This is a genomic window from Catenulispora acidiphila DSM 44928 (genome assembly GCF_000024025.1).
GTDB classification, from domain to species: Bacteria; Actinomycetota; Actinomycetes; order Streptomycetales; family Catenulisporaceae; genus Catenulispora; species Catenulispora acidiphila.
The window spans coordinates 1,873,153-1,890,415 of sequence record NC_013131.1 but is presented as its reverse complement, the minus strand read 5'-3'; the positions used below and the strand labels follow the sequence as shown (position 1 = coordinate 1,890,415).

The window sequence follows — 17,263 nt, the reverse complement described above, 5'->3', positions numbered from 1 at the left end:
GAGGGTGCGGCCGGAGGCCGGACGGGTCGTCTCGAGGCTTAGCTGAAGCTGTCGCCGCAGGCGCACGACGAACCCGCGTTCGGGTTGTCGATCGTGAAGCCCTGCTTCTCGATGGTGTCGACGAAGTCCACGGTCGCGCCCTCGAGGTACGGCGCGGACATCCGGTCGGTGACGACGTTCACACCGTCGAAGCCGGCGACGACGTCGCCGTCGAGGCTGCGGTCGTCGAAGTAGAGCTGATAGCGCAGACCCGAGCAGCCACCAGGCTGCACGGCGACGCGCAGCGACAGGTCGTCGCGGCCCTCCTGCTCGAGCAGCGACTTCACCTTGGAGGCCGCCTCGGCGGTCAAGATGATGCCCTGCGCGACAGTCGCCTCCTGTGAGGTCTCCGTCTGCACGGTCATATGCGTACTCCTTCTTCTGGACACCGGCGCCCCGTGGAGCGCGCCTGCTCAACCAGGGGGAACCACGCGCCGCCGAAAGCTATTCCGTCTCCATGGTCGCACAGGTCCCGGATCGGTGTGCGGGGCTGTGCGGGGGCTCATACCCGGTCCGCGGCGGTTCTCACCGGCTCATCAGTGCGCGGTAGACGGCGAAGGCGGGTTTGGGCGTGTAGTCGGCACGGAGTAGCCCGAAGCCGTAATAGAGGGAGTTGGAGGCTCTCTCGGACCCTTCGCCGGAATCGGCGTCCCGCAGGCAGAAGTGGCTGTACCCGGTGATGTTCAGGCGCTCCCGGAGGCCGAGGATCGTCGACAGGACGGTCTCGAGGACCTCGGCCTGGCGCTGCTCGGTGCGTCCGGCGCCGGTGGACCAGCCGTTCTCCGCGATGCGGACGGGGACCTCGGGCCCGATCCCGGCGGTCGGGAGGACGCGCTCGCGCAGGTCGGTGAGGACGAGCTCGACGGCGCGGGCGAGATCGGGTTCGGGGATCGGGCGGAAGACGTCGGGGAAGAAGTCGAAGCCGACGTAGCCGAGGGCTTCATGGAACTCCGGAGCCTCCTTGGCGGCGGCCGCGGCGAGGTCGTGCCAGAAGGACAGGTCCGGGCCGAGGGTCGGGGTCGCGTTGAAGCCGACGGCGAGGTCGGCCAGGCCCAGGTCGCGGACGTGGTCGCGGGCGGCGACGACGCCCCGGACCAGGGCGCTGAGGACGTTGGGGGTGGCGCCGTCGAGGAAGGGCGCGTCGACGGTGGGCTCCTCGCAGATCTGGAGGAGGGCTATGCGCTCGGCGTAGGTGTCGATGGCTTCGCGGACGAAGGCGAGCCAGCTTTCGACGTCGCCAGCCGGGTCGCGGAAGCCGAGGACGAGTTCGAGGCGGCGGGTGGTTCCTGTGCCGGTTCCTGTTCCGAGCAGCCTCTCGGGCTCGGCGGGAACGAGCCGTTCGCCGGAGCCCGCAGGCGGACGGAAGGGCAGGTAAGCGCGGACGAGGAAGCCGGGGCGCGAGCCGTGCAGCTCATCGAGGGCGCGGGAGATCAGCGCGGGGTCGTCGGCGAGGACCGGCTCGACGATCCCCCGATCGCCGCCGACCGCCCCACCGGGATAGATGCCAAAGCTGAAGGACATGCATCCACCCTACCCACAAACTTGGTGTCACTTAAACTTTGCATCCACACCAACCTTGCGGTCACACTACAATCCCCCCGTGGGACTCCGCGAACAGAAGAAGCACCAAACCCGCACCGCGCTCTCCGACGCCGCCCTGGCCCTGTTCACCGAACACGGCTTCGACCAGGTGACGGTCGCCGAGGTGGCGGCAGCGGCAGGCGTGTCGGTGAACACCGCCTTCAACTACTTCCCGACCAAGGAAGACCTCTTCTTCGACCGCCAAACCGAGGTCGAACAACGCCTCGCCACCTGGGTCCGCACCCGCCCACCAGGCACCACGCCGACGGCGGCCATCCGCGACGGCCTCCTCCAAGCCCTCGCCGAATCCGACCCCACCCTCGGCCTGAGCAAGCAGGCGAACACCTTCTGGCGCACCGTCGACGCCAGCACCTCCCTCCAAGCCCGCGCCCGCGAAATCGCCGACCGAGCCGAAGCCGCCCTAGCCGCAGCCCTCGCCGAGGAAGCACCCCCCAGCGACCCCCTCCCCCACCTCCTGGCAGCAGCCCTCGCCGCCACTTTCCGCGCCGTCGTAGGCGAAATCCGCCGCAAACTCACCGCCGGTGAGGAAGTCGAGGCGGTACGCGCAGAGGTGACGGCGGCGGCCAAGGCGATGTTCGCCGCGCTGGACGGACTTGGCGGCGCGGGATCAAGAGGCTGATACGCAGGTAGGACCCTGCTTAGGTTCCGGGTCGGGCGAGAATGACTGGTGCGGCTTGCGGTCGCCTTTTCCCGAAAAACCGTCGAGGCCGGGCTCCACCCTCGAGAACCCGGCCCCGCGTCTTGCCCCCGCATCCCCGTTTGCCACCGACCCCCTACGGCAGCGCCAGCATCTGCTCCAGGGCGACGCGTGCGTAGTGCGCCGTGTCCGCGTCCACCTCGATCACGTTCGGCACTCGGCCCTCGGCCAGGGCCTCGAGGGTCCACACCAGGTGGGGGAGGTCGATGCGGTTCATCGTCGAGCAGTAGCAGACGCTCTTGTCGAGGAACACGATCTGCTTGTCCGGGTGCTCCGTCGCCAGGCGCTTCACCAGGTTCAGCTCGGTGCCGATCGCCCAGGCGCTGCCCGGCTCCGCCTCATTGAGCAGGGTGATGATGCGCTCTGTGGAGCCGACGTAGTCCGCCTTCTCGACCACTTCGTGGCGGCACTCCGGGTGCACCAGGACGTTCACGCCCGGGACGCGCTCGCGTACCTCGTCCACGCACTCCGGGGTGAAGCGGCCGTGGACGGAGCAGTGGCCGCGCCACAGGATCATCTTCGCGTCGCGGAGTTGGTCGTCGGTGAGGCCTCCGTCGGGGCGGTGCGGGTTGTAGACCACGCAGTCGTCGAGGGAGAGGCCCATGTCGCGGACCGCGGTGTTGCGGCCCAGGTGCTGGTCTGGCAGGAAGAGGACTTGGGAGCCCTTGGCGAAGGCCCACTCCAGGGCGCGCTCGGCGTTCGAGGAGGTGCAGATCGTGCCGCCGTGGCGTCCGGTGAAGGCCTTGATGTCGGCGGAGGAGTTCATGTAGGAGACCGGGACCACGCGCTCGGCGATGCCGAGGTCCTCGAGGCGCTCCCAGCAGCGTTCGACCTGCTCGGCGGTCGCCATGTCGGCCATCGAGCAGCCGGCTGCGAGGTCCGGGAGGATGACCTGCTGGGTCTTGGACGTCAGGATGTCCGCCGACTCGGCCATGAAGTGCACGCCGCAGAAGACGATGTACTCCGCTTCGGGCCGGGCGGCAGCCTGCTGCGCGAGCTTGAAGGAGTCGCCGGTGACGTCGGCGAAGCGGATCACGTCGTCGCGCTGGTAGTGGTGGCCCAGGATGAAGAGGCGGTCGCCGAGCTTGGCCTTCGCGGCGGCGGCTCGGGCCACCAGGTCGGGGTCGGAGGCCGGCGGCAGGTCGCCCGGGCACTCCACGCCGCGCTCGCTGCGCGGGTCGGCGGTGCGGCCCAGCAGGAGGAGGCTGACCGGCGTGGGAGCCGGCTCTTGGAAGGCCGGCGCCGGTACCGCTGTGGAAGCAGTGGACATCCCGTTACCCCTTTTCGTCTATCTGACGTTAAGAGATCATACCCTGATGTCAGTGTGACGAGAAGCGAGGGCGGTCCGCCGTGGTGGACGTCACAACGGCGGACGGGGGAAAGCGATTACCATCCGGAGCGTGCACATCGTCATCGCCATGGACAAGTTCGCCGGAACGCTCACCGCCCCGGAGGCCGTGCGGGCCGTCGCCGAGGGCTGGCTCCGGACCTCGCCGGAGGACACCGTGACCGGCGTCCCGATGTCGGACGGCGGTCCGGGCTTCCTGGACGCGCTCGGCGACGCCTTCCAAGGCCGGGTGCGCTTCGGCGAGCGGCTGGCGACGGTCAGCGGGCCGCTGGGCGCCGAGGTGACCGGACGCTACCTGATCGAACTGCGCGGCGGCGCGGCCGGGGACGCCGAGGTCCCGGGCCATCCCACCGCCTACATCGAGGTCGCCGAGGCCTGCGGGCTGCACCTGATCCCCGCCGACGAGCGCGACGCCAAGGCCGCGACCACCTACGGCGTCGGCGAGCTGATCGCCGCGGCTCTGGAGGACGGCGCCAAGCGCTTGGTCATCGGGCTCGGCGGTACCTGCACCACGGACGGCGGCGCTGGCCTGCTGGCCGCCCTGGGCGCGGAGCCCGCCGAGGTCCTGCGGGCCGGCGGCGGAGCCCTGAGGAGCCTGCAGACGCTGGACCTGACCGAGCCGCGCCGCCGGCTGGCCGGCGTCGAGATCGTCATCGCCAGCGACGTCGACAACCCGCTGCTGGGCCTGCGCGGCGCCGCGGCGGTCTTCGGCCCGCAGAAGGGCGCGACCGACGACGACGTCCAGCGCCTCGACGCCGCCCTGACGCACTTCGCCGAACTCGCCGGCGCCATCGGCCAGGAGCCGGGCGCCCTGCGCCGCACCCTCGACGCCCCCGGCGCCGGCGCGGGCGGCGGCCTCGGCTACGGCCTGATGCTCCTGGGCGGCCGCCGCGTCCCCGGCATCGGCACGGTCATCACCGAGACCGGCCTGGCCGACCTGATCGCCAGCGCGGACCTGGTCATCACCGGCGAGGGCCGCTTCGACCACAGCTCGCTGGGCGGCAAGGTCCCCACCGGCGTCGCCGAGGCGGCGCTGAAGTCCGGACGCCCCTGCCTGGTACTCGCCGGCCTGGTCGAGGTGGGCAAGCGCGAGCTGGCCGCCGCCGGCTTCGCCGCCGCCTACGAGGTCGCCGAGCAGGCCGGCTCCGCGCAGGAGGCGATGGCCCACGCGGAGTTGCATCTCACGGCCCTGGCCGAGCGCGTCGCGAAAAGCTGGTCGCACAGCTGAGCCTGGAGAACGGTGCGGGCCTCGCTGCCGAAGCAGCGAGGCCCGCACCGTGACTAAGACCTAAAGACCTAAAGACCTACTTGACCGTGATCCACCCGGCGTAGAACACCCCGAGCCCGAGCCCGACGAACAGCCCGCAGATGATCCAGAACCGCACCACCACGGTCACCTCGGCCCAGCCGACGAGCTCGAAGTGGTGGTGCAGCGGAGCCATCTTGAACACCCGTTTGCCGCCGCTGATCTTGAAGTAGCCCACCTGGATCACCACCGACAGGGTGATGATGACGAACAGGCCGCCGAGCAGCGCCAGCAGCAGCTCGGTCTGCGAGCAGATCGCCAGGCCCGCCAGCGCGCCGCCGAGGGCGAGCGAGCCGGTGTCGCCCATGTAGATCTTCGCCGGCGACGTGTTCCACCACAGGAAGCCGAAACAGGCTCCCATGATGGCGGCTGCCACGATCGCCAGATCGAGCGGATCTCGGACCGGATAGCAGCCCTGGACGCCGGTCCCGAGCGTGGCGCAGGACTCGCCGTGCTGCCAGACGCCGATCAGCACGTACGAGGCGAACACCATCACGCACGAACCCGTGGCCAGGCCGTCCAGGCCGTCGGTCAGGTTCACGCCGTTGGACGTGCCGGCGATGAGCAGACCGGCCCAGATCACGAACAGCACCGCGCCGAGGTCGATCGCCGAGATGTTCCGCACGAAGGACAGGTGCGTGTCACCGGGCGTGAAGCCGAGCGAGTTCGGGAAGTGCAGCGCCAGCACCGCGAACACGATCGCCACGATCCACTGGCCGATCATCTTCGCCTTGGCCCGCAGGCCCAGGTTCCGCTGCCGGAACACCTTCAGGAAGTCGTCGGTGAAGCCCACGAGTCCCATGCCGACCATCAGGAACAGCACCAGCAGCCCGGAGGCGGTGGGCGCGCGCATGGTCGCCAGCTTGGTGAAGCCGTAGCCGAGCACGGTGGCCAGCACGATCACCACGCCGCCCATGGTCGGCGTGCCGCGTTTGGCCTGGTGCGTGGTCGGGCCGTCCTCGCGGATCGGCTGGCCGAAGCCGTAGCGCGCCAGGGTCTTGATCGCCATCGGGGTGCCGATCAGCGAGAAGAACAGCGCGATCCCCGCCGCGTACAGCACCCCGCGCATCTGCAGGCCGCCTTCGGAACCGGCGTGCGGCACCACCGCGCCCACCCCGGCCAAGGCTGCCGAGTACGTGCTCACCGGACGCCACCTCCCGCACCGCGCGCCTGCGGCGCGTCGCCGTCCCCGGCACCTTGAATGAAGTCCCCGTCGGAATCCCCGGAATCCCCGTGCGCGTCGACCGCGCGGTCCAGCAGGGCCGCGGCCAGCGCCTCGAGCCCGATCGCGCGCGAGGCCTTGACCAGCACCACGTCCCCGGGCCGCGCCCCCGCGCGGACGAACGCCAGCGCGGCGTCCGCGTCGGGCACCGCGACCGACTCCCCGTTGTAGGACCCTTCCATCGACGCGCCGCTGTGGATCGCGGCCGCGCCGGCGCCGACCGCGACGGTCTGCGCGATGTTCAACCGCACCGCCAGGCGCCCCACGGCGTCGTGCTCGACCGCCGAGTCGTCGCCGAGTTCGGCCATCGTCCCCAGGACGGCCCAAGAGCGCGCGCCCGGGCGCGCGCGAGCCATCGTCGCCAGCGTCTTCAGCGCCGCGCGCATCGATTCCGGGTTGGCGTTGTAGGCGTCGTTGAGGACCGTCACGCCGTCGGCGGACTCCCCGATCGCCATGCGCCACTTGCTGTCCGGCTCGGCGGCGGAAAGAACCTCGGCCACCTTCTCCCCGGCCAGGCCCAGCTCCAGACCGGTCGCCGCGGCGGCCAGCGCGTTGGAGACCTGGTGCTCGCCGACCAGCCGCAAGGCGACGGGGTACCGGTGCGGTCCCTCGCCGTCGCGGTAGAGCAGGGTGAAGCTCGCCCGGCCGTCCGAGCCGACGCGGACGTCCTCGGCGCGCACGTCGGCGTCCGGCGACTCGCCGAACAGCACCACGCGGCCCTTGGTCCGCGCCGCCATGCCCCGCACCCGCGCGTCGTCGGCGTTGAGGATGGCGACGCCGTCGCGGTCGGGGTTGCAGTTCCCGGATTCCGGCACCGCGGCGGCCAGTTCGCCCTTCGCCTCGGCGATGGCCTCGACGCTGCCGAACTCGCCGAGGTGCGCGCTGCCGACGTTCAGCACCACGCCGATCCGGGGCGGGGCGATCGTCGTCAGATGCTTGATGTGCCCGATGCCGCGCGCGCCCATCTCGGCGACCAGGTACCGGGTGTCCTCATCGGTCCGCAGCACCGTGATGGGGAATCCGAGCTCGTTGTTGAAGCTCCCCTTCGGCGCCACGGTCGGGCCCAGTTCGCGGGTCAGCCGGCCGATCAGGTCCTTGGTGGTGGTCTTGCCGGCCGAGCCGGTCAGGCCGATGACCGTGGTCCGGGGCAGCCGCGCCAGATGCGCGGTGGCCAGCGCGGACAGGGCCCGCAGCAGGTCGCCGTCGCCGACCGTGACGGTCGGGACGCTCCCCCGGGCGGTCCACGGCTTGCGGTAGGCGTCGTCCGGGGCGGCGAGCACGGCGACCGCGCCCTTGTCCACGGCGGCCTGGACGAAATCGTGCCCGTCGGCGGCTTCGCCGGGGAACGCGACGAACAGCGCTCCGGCGGCGGCGTCCCGCGAGTCGAACACCACGGGCCCGGTGACGGCGAGCGCTGCGAGCTCTTCCTGCGTGGCGCCGGGGGGTCCGCTCAGGGTCCCGCCCACGGTGCGTGCGATCCAGCCGAGATCATGAGGGCTCGTCACTGCTCGCCGGGCCCCTTCTCCGCCGTGGCCGCGGCCGCACCAGCCGACGCCTCCAAAGCGGCGCGCAGCACCACCCGGTCGTCGAACGGCTTCTTCACTCCTGCGATCTCCTGCCCCTGCTCATGTCCCTTGCCGGCGACGATCAGCACGTCGCCGGGGCCGCTGGCGGCGACCGCGCGGCGGATCGCCTCGGCCCGGTCGGCGACCACGCGGTAATTCTTCTCGGCACCGGCCAGTTCGGCGTCGGCGCCGGCGGTGACGGCCGCGAGAATGTCCGCTGAACTCTCCGTACGCGGGTTGTCATCGGTGAACACGGCCTCGTCGGCGAGCCGCACCGCGGCGGCGCCCATCAACGGCCGTTTGGTCTTGTCGCGGTCCCCGCCGCAGCCCACCACCACGCGCAGCCGGCCGCGGCCGCGCTCGGCCACCGGCCGCAGCGCGCTCAGCGCGGTCAGCACCGCGTCGGGGGTGTGGGCGTAGTCGACGACCGCGAGGAACTGCTGGCCGGGAACCTGGATCCGCTCCATGCGGCCCGGGACCCCGTGCACGTCGGCGACCCCGGCGATGGCGGTCTCCAGGTCGATCCCGGTGACCGCCAGCAGCACGATCGCGGCCAGCGCGTTGGCGACGTTGAAGTCGCCGGGCAATCCGGCGGAGGCCTTGTGCCGGCGGCCGTCCGGGCCGGCGACGGTGAACGTCGAGGCGTCGGCGTCCAGCACGATGTCCTCGGCGGTCCAGTCCGCGGCCGCGCCCTTGATGGAGAAGGTGTGCACCTGCACACCGTTGGCGCGGCAGCGCTCGACGACGCGCCGACCGTGCTCGTCGTCGACGTCGACGACCGCGCGCTCGGTGTACCCCGGCGTGAACAGCTTCGCCTTGGCCTCGAAGTAGTCCTCGAAGTCGGCGTGGAAGTCCAGGTGGTCCTGCGTCAGGTTCAGAAACGCGGCCGCCTTGAACCGGATCCCGGCGGTGCGGCCGTAGGCCAGCGCGTGGCTGGAGACCTCCATCGCGATCGCGTCGACGTCCTTCTCCACGGCGGTCGCCAGGATCGCCTGCAGGTCCGGCGCCTCCGGGGTGGTGCGCACGGAGGGCACCACCTCGTCGCCGATGAGGATCTGCACGGTCCCGATCACGCCGGTCTTCAGTCCGGCGCGGCGCAGACCGCCGTCGATCAGGTAGCTGGTGGTGGTCTTGCCGTTGGTACCGGTGACGCCGTACATCGCCAGGCGGGTCGCGGGTTCGCCGTAGACGAACGCCGACAGCCGGCCGGCCAGACCGCGCACGTCCTCGGCGACCAGGACCGGTACCGCCAGACCGTCGAGCATCGCGGCGCCCGCGGCGTCGGTCACGACCGCGACCGCTCCGGAGGCCACCGCGCCGGGGGCGAACTCGGCGCCGTGCCGCGCCGCGCCCGGCCAGGCGAGGTACAGGTCGCCGGGGCGGATGCCCTGCGAATCGTGCGAGAGCCCGGTGACCGTCGTGTCCAGGGCCTGGGTGGTCGCGGCCGCGCCGCCGGCGACGGAAGCGCCGACGAAGTCCGCGCAGGCGCGGACGCTGTGCTGCGGAATGTGGTGCGGGCGCGGTGTGGAGGTCATGGGATCCCGATACGTCGTCGGATCGGCGGGGACGGTCAGATGGGGCACGTGCGGAAGGCTACCGGTTCGCAGAGCGCGGTCGTGCGTTCAGCTCCTCGCTGATATTCGCGTCCGCCGCGCCCCCGGACCAAACCGGCTGGTGAGGCGCGACGGACGCGGACCGGGCCGACGTACATGTCAATATCTTTACGATCAGCCACGGGTGACCGCTCAGTGACCCGAGCCGTACGTCGTCGGCAGATCGGCCGGCGGGGTGTCCGTCGGCGCGACGCCCCGGCTCTGCATCGCGAAGGACATGACCTGCGTGAACACCGGCGCGGCGATCTCGGCGCCGAAGTGCGCGCCGACCGGCGCCTGCAGCGAGACCGCGACGACGATCTGCGGCTTGTCCGTCGGGGCGAAGCCGATGAACGACGCGGTGTAGCCGTTGTAGGTGCCCTTCTTCTCGTCGTAGCGGTTCGCCGTGCCGGTCTTGCCGGCGACCCGGTAGCCGGGGATCTGCGCCGTGGTGCCGGTACCGCGCTGGGAGGTGGTGACCGCCTCCAGCATGTCGGCGACCTTCGAGGCGGTGGCGGCGCTGACCACCGGCGTCTGCTGCGGCGCGGGCGCCGGCGTGTACTTGCCGGAGGCGTCGGTGTAGCCCTGGATCAGGCTCGGGGCGATGCGCACGCCGCCGTTGGCGATGGTCTGGTAGACCGAGGCGTCCTGGACGGCGGTGGCGGCCAGGCCCTGGCCGTAGAGCACGGTGTAGCGCTCGGTGTCGCTCCACTTGGCCGGCGGGTCCAGCAGGCCGGCGCTCTCGCCGGGGAAGCCGATGCCGGTCTTCTGGCCGAAGCCGAACAGCCGCTGGTACTTGCCGATGGTCTGGTCGCGGTCCACGCCGTGCTGCTGGAACAGGTCGGCGACCTCGATGGTGCCGACGTTGGAGGAGGCGGCCAGGACGCCGGTCATGGTCAGGCTCCACGGGCCGTGGTCCACGTCGTCCTTGAAGATGTAGCGCCCGACGTGCTGCGGCGAGGTGAACGGCGGCAGCTGGGTGTCCGGCTCGCCGACGCCGGTCTGGATCGCCGCGGACATGGTGATGACCTTGGCCACCGAACCGGGCTCGAAGGGGTCGGTGAACGCGCGGTTGCCCAGGTTGGGGACGTCCGCGGAGGTGATGTGGCGCGGGTCGAAGCTCGGGTAGTTCGACAGCGCCAGGATCTGGCCGGTCTTCACGTCCTCGACCACGACCGTCCCGGACAGCGAGCCGGTCTTCTTCACCTCCTGGGACAGCGCCTGATCGGCGGCCCACTGGATGTCGGGGTCGATGGTGGTCTTGACGCTCTCGCCGTCCACCGCGGGCTTCATGTTCACCCCGGTGGTCGGGATCTCCACCCCGGACGCCGCCTGATACGACTCCTGGCCGTCCTTCCCGGCCAGCCGCGCGTTCAGCATCTGCTCGATCCCGGCCTTGCCGGCACCGTCGGAGTCGGTGAAGCCGATGACGTTCGCCGCCAGCGTCCCGCCGGGATAGGTCCGGCGGTCGTCGCGGGTGTTGGTGTAGACCCCGACGACCGTCTTCGGATCGCTCGTGTTGGACACCGCCAGCGCCCGGATCTTGGCGCAGGTGGCCGGCGACGCCTTGTGCGCCAGCACGACGTAGCGCGTGTCCGCCTTGGTCAGCGCGGCTTGCAGATCCGAGACACTCGGCGCGCCGCCCTGCGCGTACTCCGGCGCGGAAGACAGCAACCCGGCCAACTTGCCGGCGAGCTCGTCGACGTCCTCGTGATAGCGCGCGACCACGGTCGGATCGGCGGTGACGTCGTAGGCCTCGACGGAGACGGCGAGCGGCGTGCCATCGGCGGCCAGTATGGCGCCGCGGCTGGCGTGCAGGACGGCGGTCGCCTCCCGGCCGGTCGCGGCGGCCTGCGCGTACCCGCCGGCATCAACGGCCTGCAGCTGGAACAGCCGCCCCGCGAACAGGGAGAAGGCGAAGAGCAGCCCGAACATGGTGACGCGCAGCCGGCGACGCGGAGAGCCCATGCGCAGCGTCGGCGTGCGCGGACCCGGGGGACGCGGACGCGCCGGCGCCGGCGAGGCACCGGCGGTCGGGCGACGCGGCGGGAGCTGGCGCACGGCGGTCTTGTGGGGGCGGGCGCCGGGGGGAATCGGGCGGCGCGGCTTGAGGCCATCGCGGCTGTCGCGGCCGTCTCGGCCGTCGGCGGGCCGTTGCGGACGGCCGGGGCGCGGGTCTTCGGGCTGGTCTTTGTCACTCATGCGGGCTCCCCGTCGCTGCTCGGGAGGTGGCTGGCGGGCGGGTCATCGTGCCGGGCCGGGATGAAGGCGGCATTGGCATTGGCATGGCGATCGGCTGCGGTGCAGGGGGTGGCCGCCATCTCAGGGGTCGCGGTCATCGGCCGGTCCGAGTCGGGGTCGGCGTGGCGATCGGCTGCGGTGCAAGGTGTGGCTGGCATCGCGGGGGTCGCGGTCATCGGCCGGTCCCGGTCGGAGTGGGAGCCGGGGTCGGCTGCGGGAGCGGTGTCGCTGTCGGGGTCGGAACCGGTGTCGGCGGGGGCGCCGGAGCATTTTGGGCGGGAACCGCACCGGGGTTGGCGCCTGGCGCGCTCGGCGTGGATGCGGTTGGCGTGGATGTAGCCGGCGTGGGTGTGGTGGTCGGAGCCGGTGTGCTCGGCAGGACCGCGGCGCCGGGAGCCGCACCGTTCGCGGTCGGGGCGGGGGGTGAGGGTGTCGGGGTCGGCGCGGGGGTGGGTGAGCCGAGGACCGAGCCGTTGGGCGCGAGGAAGGCCGGGTTCGGGTTCGGGACCATGCCCATCTGCGAGGCCTTCGAGGCCAGGGCTCCGGGGTCGTCGAGGCCGTCGAGGGACTGCTGGATCTGCTCGGATTGCTGCTCGAGCTTGGTCGCGGTGGCCTTCTGCTGCTTTATCGTGAACGCGCCCTTGTTCAGCTCGGTGTTCAGCAGCAGCAGCGCCAGCAGCCCGACCAGGCCGAGCACCAGCAGTACCGCCACGAACGGCAGCAGCGACGGGGTTCCCTTGCGTCCGGCCAGGACCACCAGGCGGGGCGAGATGGTGCGCCCCGGACCCCCGGGTCCGCCCGAGCCGCCACCAGGATTGACTGAAGCGTTCCCCGAACCCGAACCCGAACTCGAACCCGACCCCGAACCCTCCGGCTCAGCCGTCCGATCCCCGCCCCCCGAACCCTCCGAAGCCATCGCTACCCCTCCCTCACGCGCTCGGCGGCCCGCAGCTTCGCCGAGGCGGCGCGCGGGTTCTCCGCCGTCTCGGCGTCGGTCGGCGGTTCGGCGCCGCGGGTCAGCAGTCTGAACTTCGGCTGGTACTGCTCCGGGACCACCGGTAGTCCGGGTGGCGCCGCCGATTCCGAGGCCTTCGCGAAGACCCGCTTCACCAGGCGGTCCTCCAGCGAGTGGTACGACAGCACCGCGATCCGTCCGCCCAGGCCCGTGGCCGCCACCGCCGCCGGCAGGGCGCGCTCCAGGACCGGCAGCTCGTCGTTCACGGCGATGCGCAGTGCCTGGAACGCGCGCTTGGCCGGGTGGCCTCCGGTGCGCCGGGTGGCCGCCGGGATGGAGTCGCGGACCAGGTCCGAGAGTCGCGCCGTGGTCGTGAACGGTTCCTTTTCCCGCTCGGCCACGATCCTGTCGGCGATGCGGCGGGCGAAGCGCTCCTCGCCGTAGTCGCGCAGGATGCGCGCGATGTCAGCGGCCGGATACGTGTTCACGATGTCCGCCGCCGTGATCCCGCGCGAGGAGTCCATGCGCATGTCCAGCGGCGCGTCGTAGCTGTAGGCGAAGCCGCGCTCGCGCATGTCCAGCTGGAGCGAGGAGACTCCGAGGTCGAACAACGTGCCCGACAGCTCCGCGACGCCGAGCCGCTCCAGCACGTCCGGGATCTCGTCGTACACCGCGTGCACCAGCGTGGCGCGCTCGCCGAAGGGCGCGAGGCGGCGGCCGGAGGCTTCCAGCGCCTGCGGATCGCGGTCCAGGCCGATCAGGCGGACGTCGGGGAAGCGCCGCAGGAACGCCTCGCTGTGCCCGCCGAGTCCCAGCGTGGCGTCGAGCACGACCGCCCCGGGCCGCTCAAGGGCCGGGCCGAGGATCTCGACGCAGCGTTCGAGCATGACCGGGATGTGCGTCGCGCTTGTCATCGGTGGTGGTTCCGCCTTCGGAGTCTGTCTGGTTCGGGCCCCACGGTATCGAGCGGACCGCAGAAGTGGCGCACGCCGCGCGCCTTCTGGTCCCCGCCCGTTCAAGGCCGCCTCGCCGGGGCTGGCACCGGGGAAGGTGTGCCAGTCCGGCGGGCCGGTCGAGCGGGAGGAGGCCACAGGGCACGCGGCGTGCGCCGACGTTCGCCGTGCAGTCGGGAGTCAGGGTTCGGGAGTCGGGACCGAAAAGGAAAGTCGGGATCGATGCCGCATCAGCTCAGTCCGCCGCCGCCTCCGATCCGGACGCCGAATACGCGGACTCCGCCGCGTCCAGGTAGTCGGCCCACGCCTCGGCGTCCCAGATCTCCAGCCGGGTGTCGGCGCCGATGACCACGCACTCCCGGCTCAGCCCGGCGTACGCCCGCAGCGGCGGCGGGATGACGATCCGCCCCTGCGTGTCCGGCTGGCAGTCGTAGGCGCTGGCGAAGAACACCCGGTGGTAGTCGCGGGAGGAGCGGCCGATCGCGGCGTCGGCCGAACCGGCCCGCGAGGCGTTGCGCATCTGCGCGGTCAGCTCGGCGAAGCCCTCGGCGGTCCACACCGCCAGACAGCGCTCCTGCCCCTTGGTCACCACCAGTCCCGCGGCCAGTTCCTCGCGGAAGCGCGCGGGCAGGATCAGCCGGCCCTTGTCGTCCAGGGAGGGCGTATAGGTCCCGAGGAACACGCGCGCCTCCTCCCGGCCAGTCGGCGTCCAGGTCGCTACCGAAAAACAACGGCCGGGTCCGTAAAAAATCTGCGCAATACGCGGTAGTCCGAATCCGGGCCCGGTCCCGCTCCACTTCCCCCCACTGTACTCCACCAAACCTGCCGGGCAACCCCGGATCGTCGGATCCGGGCAGGTCACAGAGGCCCTCGGTCCCGGGGTGGGGATTGCCCCGAACGGGCGCCGCAACGCCGGTGGTCCATAAGACGTCTTGCCATCGACGGGCCGGTGACGGCGGTGGTCCAGACCAGTGCGCCAAAGTTTTGGCGGATCTATTGCCCTAGGCGGCCCGTGGTGAGCGAAGATCTGAGGAGTACATGTTTTCGCTGGGCGCGCCGTGCGATCAGCGGGAAGAGTGAACGCCCCGCGCGTGCAGGAGCGCGTGGCGGGGGCCTGGCGGGACGCGGTGCGGCCGGATCCGGCGAATCCGGCGCCCGCGTGGCGCGAGGCGGGGCGGCCGTGCGAACACCGCGCGGTCGATCGGACAGTGGTGGGAGGATCCTGTGACGGTCGGTAACAGCGAGCTGGGATACAGCGGGGGCGGCGGCGGCCTGGACGCCGTCACGGCTCCCGCGGCGCGCCCGCCGGGCCCGGTCGGCGGCGCCGACCTGGAGCGTGTGGCCGCCGTCACCTCCCGGATCCGGGCCGCGGTGGAGACGGTGATCGAGGGCAAGCCCGAGGTGGTCAAGCTGGCCGTCACGGTGCTCGTGGCCGAGGGCCACCTGCTGCTGGAGGACGTGCCCGGAGTCGGCAAGACCATGCTGGCCAAGGCGCTGGCCAAATCCATCGACTGCACGGTGCGGCGCATCCAGTTCACGCCGGACCTGCTGCCCTCGGACATCACCGGGGTGTCGATCTTCGACCAGCAGCGCAAGGAGTTCGAGTTCAAGCCCGGCGCCATCTTCGCCAACATCGTGGTGGGCGACGAGATCAACCGCGCCTCCCCCAAGACCCAGTCGGCGCTGCTGGAGTCCATGGAGGAGCGGCAGGTGACGGTGGACGGCACCACGTTCCACCTGGAGTCGCCGTTCATGGTCATGGCCACCCAGAACCCGATCGAGATGGAGGGCACCTACCCGCTGCCCGAGGCCCAGCGCGACCGGTTCATGGCCCGCATCTCCGTGGGCTACCCGGCGCCGGCCGCCGAGCTGCGGATGCTGGACACCCACGGCCAGGTCTCGCCGCTGGACGACCTGCGCGCGGTGACCGACGCCCACGAGGTCGCCCGGGTGATCGAGGCGGTGCGGCGGATCCACGTCTCCGACGAGGTACGGCGCTACGCCGTGGACCTGGTCAACGCCTCGCGCACCTCCCCGGAGCTGCGGCTGGGCGCCTCGCCCCGGGCCACGCTGCAGCTGGTCCGGGCGGCCCGCGCCGCGGCGGCGATCGAGGGCCGGGACTTCGTCCTGCCCGACGACATCCAGCACCTGGCGGTCTCGGTCCTGGCGCACCGCCTGCTGCCCACGGCCGAGACCCAGATCAGCCGCCGCACCACCGAGCAGGTGGTGGCCGCTCTGGTGACGGCGGTGCCGGTGCCCACCCTGGGCGGCGGCGGGCACCACTCCCGCCGCTGACCCCCGCCGAGGAGAAGAGGGCAACCATGTCCGCCCAACAGAATCAGAGCACGGAGAACACCGACGGCCGCGGCGGACGGCTGGCCGGGCTCACCACCCGCGGACGGTCCTTCCTGGCCGCCGGGCTGGCCGCCATGGCCTGCGGCATGCTCTTCGACTACAAGGTGCTGCTGCGGGTCGGCGCGATGCTGACCATGCTGCCGCTGATCGCGATCATGGTGCTGGCGCGCACCCGCTACCGGGTGTCGTGCCGCCGCGCGCTGGAGCCGGCCCGGGTCGGGGTCGGCCAGGAGGCGCGCGTGCACCTGCGGCTGGAGAACGTCTCCCGGCTGCCCTCGGGCACGCTGCTGGTCGAGGACCGGGTGCCCTACGTGCTCGGTTCGCGGCCGCGCTTCGTGCTGAACAAGGTCGAGCCGAACGGCCGGCGCCGCGTGGTCTACCGCGTCCGCTCCGACGTGCGCGGCCGCTATCTGCTCGGCCCGCTGGCGCTGCGCCTGGCGGACCCCTTCGGGCTGGTGGAGCTGTCGCGCTCGTTCTCGGCGCAGCACGCGCTGACGGTGACGCCGCAGGTCCACGCGCTGCCGAACGCCCCGGTCGGGCAGGCCTGGAGCGGACGCGGCGAGGGCCACGCGACCTCGGTCGCCGCGGCCGGCGAGGACGACATCGGTACCCGCGAGTACCGCCACGGCGACGACCTGCGCCGCGTGCACTGGCGCTCCACGGCCCGCACCGGCGAGCTGATGGTCCGGCGCGAGGAGCAGGTCTGGCAGAGCCGGGCGACGATCCTGCTGGACACCCGCGCGATCGCGCACCGCGGCGACGGCCCGGCCTCCTCCTTCGAGTGGGCTGTCTCCTCCGCGGCCTCGATCGCCCTGCACATGGCGCGGCACGGCTACGCGGTGCGGCTGCTGACCGAGACCGGCCAGGCGGTGACCGCCGCGGCGCACGACTCCTCGGCGGTCGGCCTGGACTTCGAGGGCATGCTGCTGGACGCGCTGGCGGTGGTGGAGATGAGCAACGCCGCGACACTCGCCGGCGCGAACGCGATGCTGCGCCAGGGCGGCGGGGACAGCCTGGTGATCGCGGTGCTCGGCGACCTGTCCGGCGACGACGCCTCGGAGCTGGCCCGGGTCCGGCACTCCACGACCTCCGGCGTGGCGTTCGCGATGGACACCGCGTCCTGGCTCGGCGGCAAGCCGATGGCCCAGGCGCAGGCCCGGTTCGTCGGCTCCGCGCAGGTGCTGCGGGTCGGCGGCTGGCGCGTGGTGGAGGTGGAGCCGGGCGACCGGCTGCCGGAGCTGTGGGAGCTGGCGGCGCGGCGCGGTTCGGGGATGAGCGGGTCGGTCGGAGCAGCGGGGACGGCCACGCCGGCCGCGCCCGCCGGACCGGCCGGCGCCGAAGTGGGGGCTGCGCGATGACCGCCGGCGGCGGTGCGCGAACCGGTACGG

14 protein-coding genes are annotated in these 17,263 nt (G+C 72.0%); 4 read left to right on the top strand and 10 right to left on the bottom strand.

Annotated elements, in window-relative coordinates; all coding sequences use genetic code 11:
- Positions 1-38: 38 nt before the first annotated feature.
- Positions 39-404, bottom strand: coding sequence for a HesB/IscA family protein (locus CACI_RS08300; protein WP_012785879.1), 366 nt, complete (start codon positions 402-404; stop codon positions 39-41).
- A 160-nt stretch (positions 405-564) separates the two neighbouring features.
- Positions 565-1,560, bottom strand: a complete 996-nt coding sequence (locus tag CACI_RS08295) for a hypothetical protein (RefSeq protein WP_012785878.1) — start codon at positions 1,558-1,560, stop codon at positions 565-567.
- A 79-nt stretch (positions 1,561-1,639) separates the two neighbouring features.
- Here CACI_RS08295 and CACI_RS08290 point away from each other — a divergent pair, with 79 nt between their 5' ends.
- On the top strand, positions 1,640-2,260 hold the full coding sequence (locus CACI_RS08290; RefSeq protein WP_012785877.1) for a TetR/AcrR family transcriptional regulator: 621 nt from the start codon (positions 1,640-1,642) through the stop codon (positions 2,258-2,260).
- Positions 2,261-2,414: 154 nt separating this feature from the next.
- Here CACI_RS08290 and nadA read toward each other — a convergent pair whose 3' ends face one another.
- Complete coding sequence (gene nadA, locus CACI_RS08285) at positions 2,415-3,608, bottom strand: quinolinate synthase NadA (RefSeq protein ID WP_012785876.1); 1,194 nt, start codon at positions 3,606-3,608, stop codon at positions 2,415-2,417.
- Between the two features lie 130 nt (positions 3,609-3,738).
- On the opposite strand from nadA, the gene CACI_RS08280 reads away from it, so the two are divergent.
- Positions 3,739-4,914: a glycerate kinase family protein gene (locus CACI_RS08280; RefSeq protein ID WP_012785875.1), complete on the top strand. Its 1,176-nt coding sequence runs from the start codon at positions 3,739-3,741 to the stop codon at positions 4,912-4,914.
- A 76-nt stretch (positions 4,915-4,990) separates the two neighbouring features.
- Here CACI_RS08280 and mraY read toward each other — a convergent pair whose 3' ends face one another.
- From mraY to mraZ, 7 genes are all read right to left on the bottom strand, one after another.
- Positions 4,991-6,061, bottom strand: a complete 1,071-nt coding sequence (gene mraY, locus CACI_RS08275) for a phospho-N-acetylmuramoyl-pentapeptide-transferase (RefSeq protein WP_041541361.1) — start codon at positions 6,059-6,061, stop codon at positions 4,991-4,993.
- Between the two features lie 71 nt (positions 6,062-6,132).
- The gene (locus CACI_RS08270; RefSeq protein WP_395994332.1) at positions 6,133-7,680 is read right to left on the bottom strand and encodes a UDP-N-acetylmuramoyl-tripeptide--D-alanyl-D-alanine ligase; all 1,548 of its coding nucleotides are present in this window, start codon (positions 7,678-7,680) and stop codon (positions 6,133-6,135) included.
- A gap of 35 nt (positions 7,681-7,715) precedes the next feature.
- Positions 7,716-9,362, bottom strand: a complete 1,647-nt coding sequence (locus CACI_RS08265) for a UDP-N-acetylmuramoyl-L-alanyl-D-glutamate--2,6-diaminopimelate ligase (protein ID WP_223297481.1) — start codon at positions 9,360-9,362, stop codon at positions 7,716-7,718.
- A gap of 162 nt (positions 9,363-9,524) precedes the next feature.
- A complete protein-coding gene (locus CACI_RS08260; protein ID WP_012785871.1) occupies positions 9,525-11,573 on the bottom strand; it encodes a peptidoglycan D,D-transpeptidase FtsI family protein in 2,049 nt (682 codons plus the stop codon).
- Between the two features lie 211 nt (positions 11,574-11,784).
- Positions 11,785-12,528, bottom strand: coding sequence for a hypothetical protein (locus CACI_RS08255; RefSeq protein ID WP_012785869.1), 744 nt, complete (start codon positions 12,526-12,528; stop codon positions 11,785-11,787).
- Positions 12,529-12,530: 2 nt separating this feature from the next.
- On the bottom strand, positions 12,531-13,481 hold the full coding sequence (rsmH, locus tag CACI_RS08250) for a 16S rRNA (cytosine(1402)-N(4))-methyltransferase RsmH (protein ID WP_012785868.1): 951 nt from the start codon (positions 13,479-13,481) through the stop codon (positions 12,531-12,533).
- A 274-nt stretch (positions 13,482-13,755) separates the two neighbouring features.
- The gene (gene mraZ, locus CACI_RS08245; RefSeq protein ID WP_012785867.1) at positions 13,756-14,202 is read right to left on the bottom strand and encodes a division/cell wall cluster transcriptional repressor MraZ; all 447 of its coding nucleotides are present in this window, start codon (positions 14,200-14,202) and stop codon (positions 13,756-13,758) included.
- A 647-nt stretch (positions 14,203-14,849) separates the two neighbouring features.
- Between mraZ and CACI_RS08240 the strand changes: the two genes are divergently transcribed.
- Positions 14,850-15,815, top strand: coding sequence for an AAA family ATPase (locus CACI_RS08240; RefSeq protein ID WP_041541358.1), 966 nt, complete (start codon positions 14,850-14,852; stop codon positions 15,813-15,815).
- A 26-nt stretch (positions 15,816-15,841) separates the two neighbouring features.
- Positions 15,842-17,233 (top strand): DUF58 domain-containing protein, encoded by a 1,392-nt coding sequence (locus tag CACI_RS08235; protein WP_012785865.1) that lies wholly within the window; start codon positions 15,842-15,844, stop codon positions 17,231-17,233.
- Positions 17,234-17,263: the final 30 nt, after the last annotated feature.

Excerpts from the sequence above, each read along its gene's own strand:
- CACI_RS08300 (WP_012785879.1), bottom strand. The coding sequence starts at position 404 with ATGACCGTGCAGACGGAGACCTCACAGGAGGCGACTGTCGCGCAGGGC.
- CACI_RS08295 (WP_012785878.1), bottom strand. The coding sequence starts at position 1,560 with ATGTCCTTCAGCTTTGGCATCTATCCCGGTGGGGCGGTCGGCGGCGAT.
- nadA (WP_012785876.1), bottom strand. The coding sequence starts at position 3,608 with ATGTCCACTGCTTCCACAGCGGTACCGGCGCCGGCCTTCCAAGAGCCG.
- mraY (WP_041541361.1), bottom strand. The coding sequence starts at position 6,061 with ATGCGCGGGGTGCTGTACGCGGCGGGGATCGCGCTGTTCTTCTCGCTG.
- CACI_RS08260 (WP_012785871.1), bottom strand. The coding sequence starts at position 11,573 with ATGAGTGACAAAGACCAGCCCGAAGACCCGCGCCCCGGCCGTCCGCAA.
- CACI_RS08255 (WP_012785869.1), bottom strand. The coding sequence starts at position 12,528 with ATGGCTTCGGAGGGTTCGGGGGGCGGGGATCGGACGGCTGAGCCGGAG.
- rsmH (WP_012785868.1), bottom strand. The coding sequence starts at position 13,481 with ATGACAAGCGCGACGCACATCCCGGTCATGCTCGAACGCTGCGTCGAG.
- CACI_RS08235 (WP_012785865.1), top strand. The coding sequence starts at position 15,842 with ATGTCCGCCCAACAGAATCAGAGCACGGAGAACACCGACGGCCGCGGC.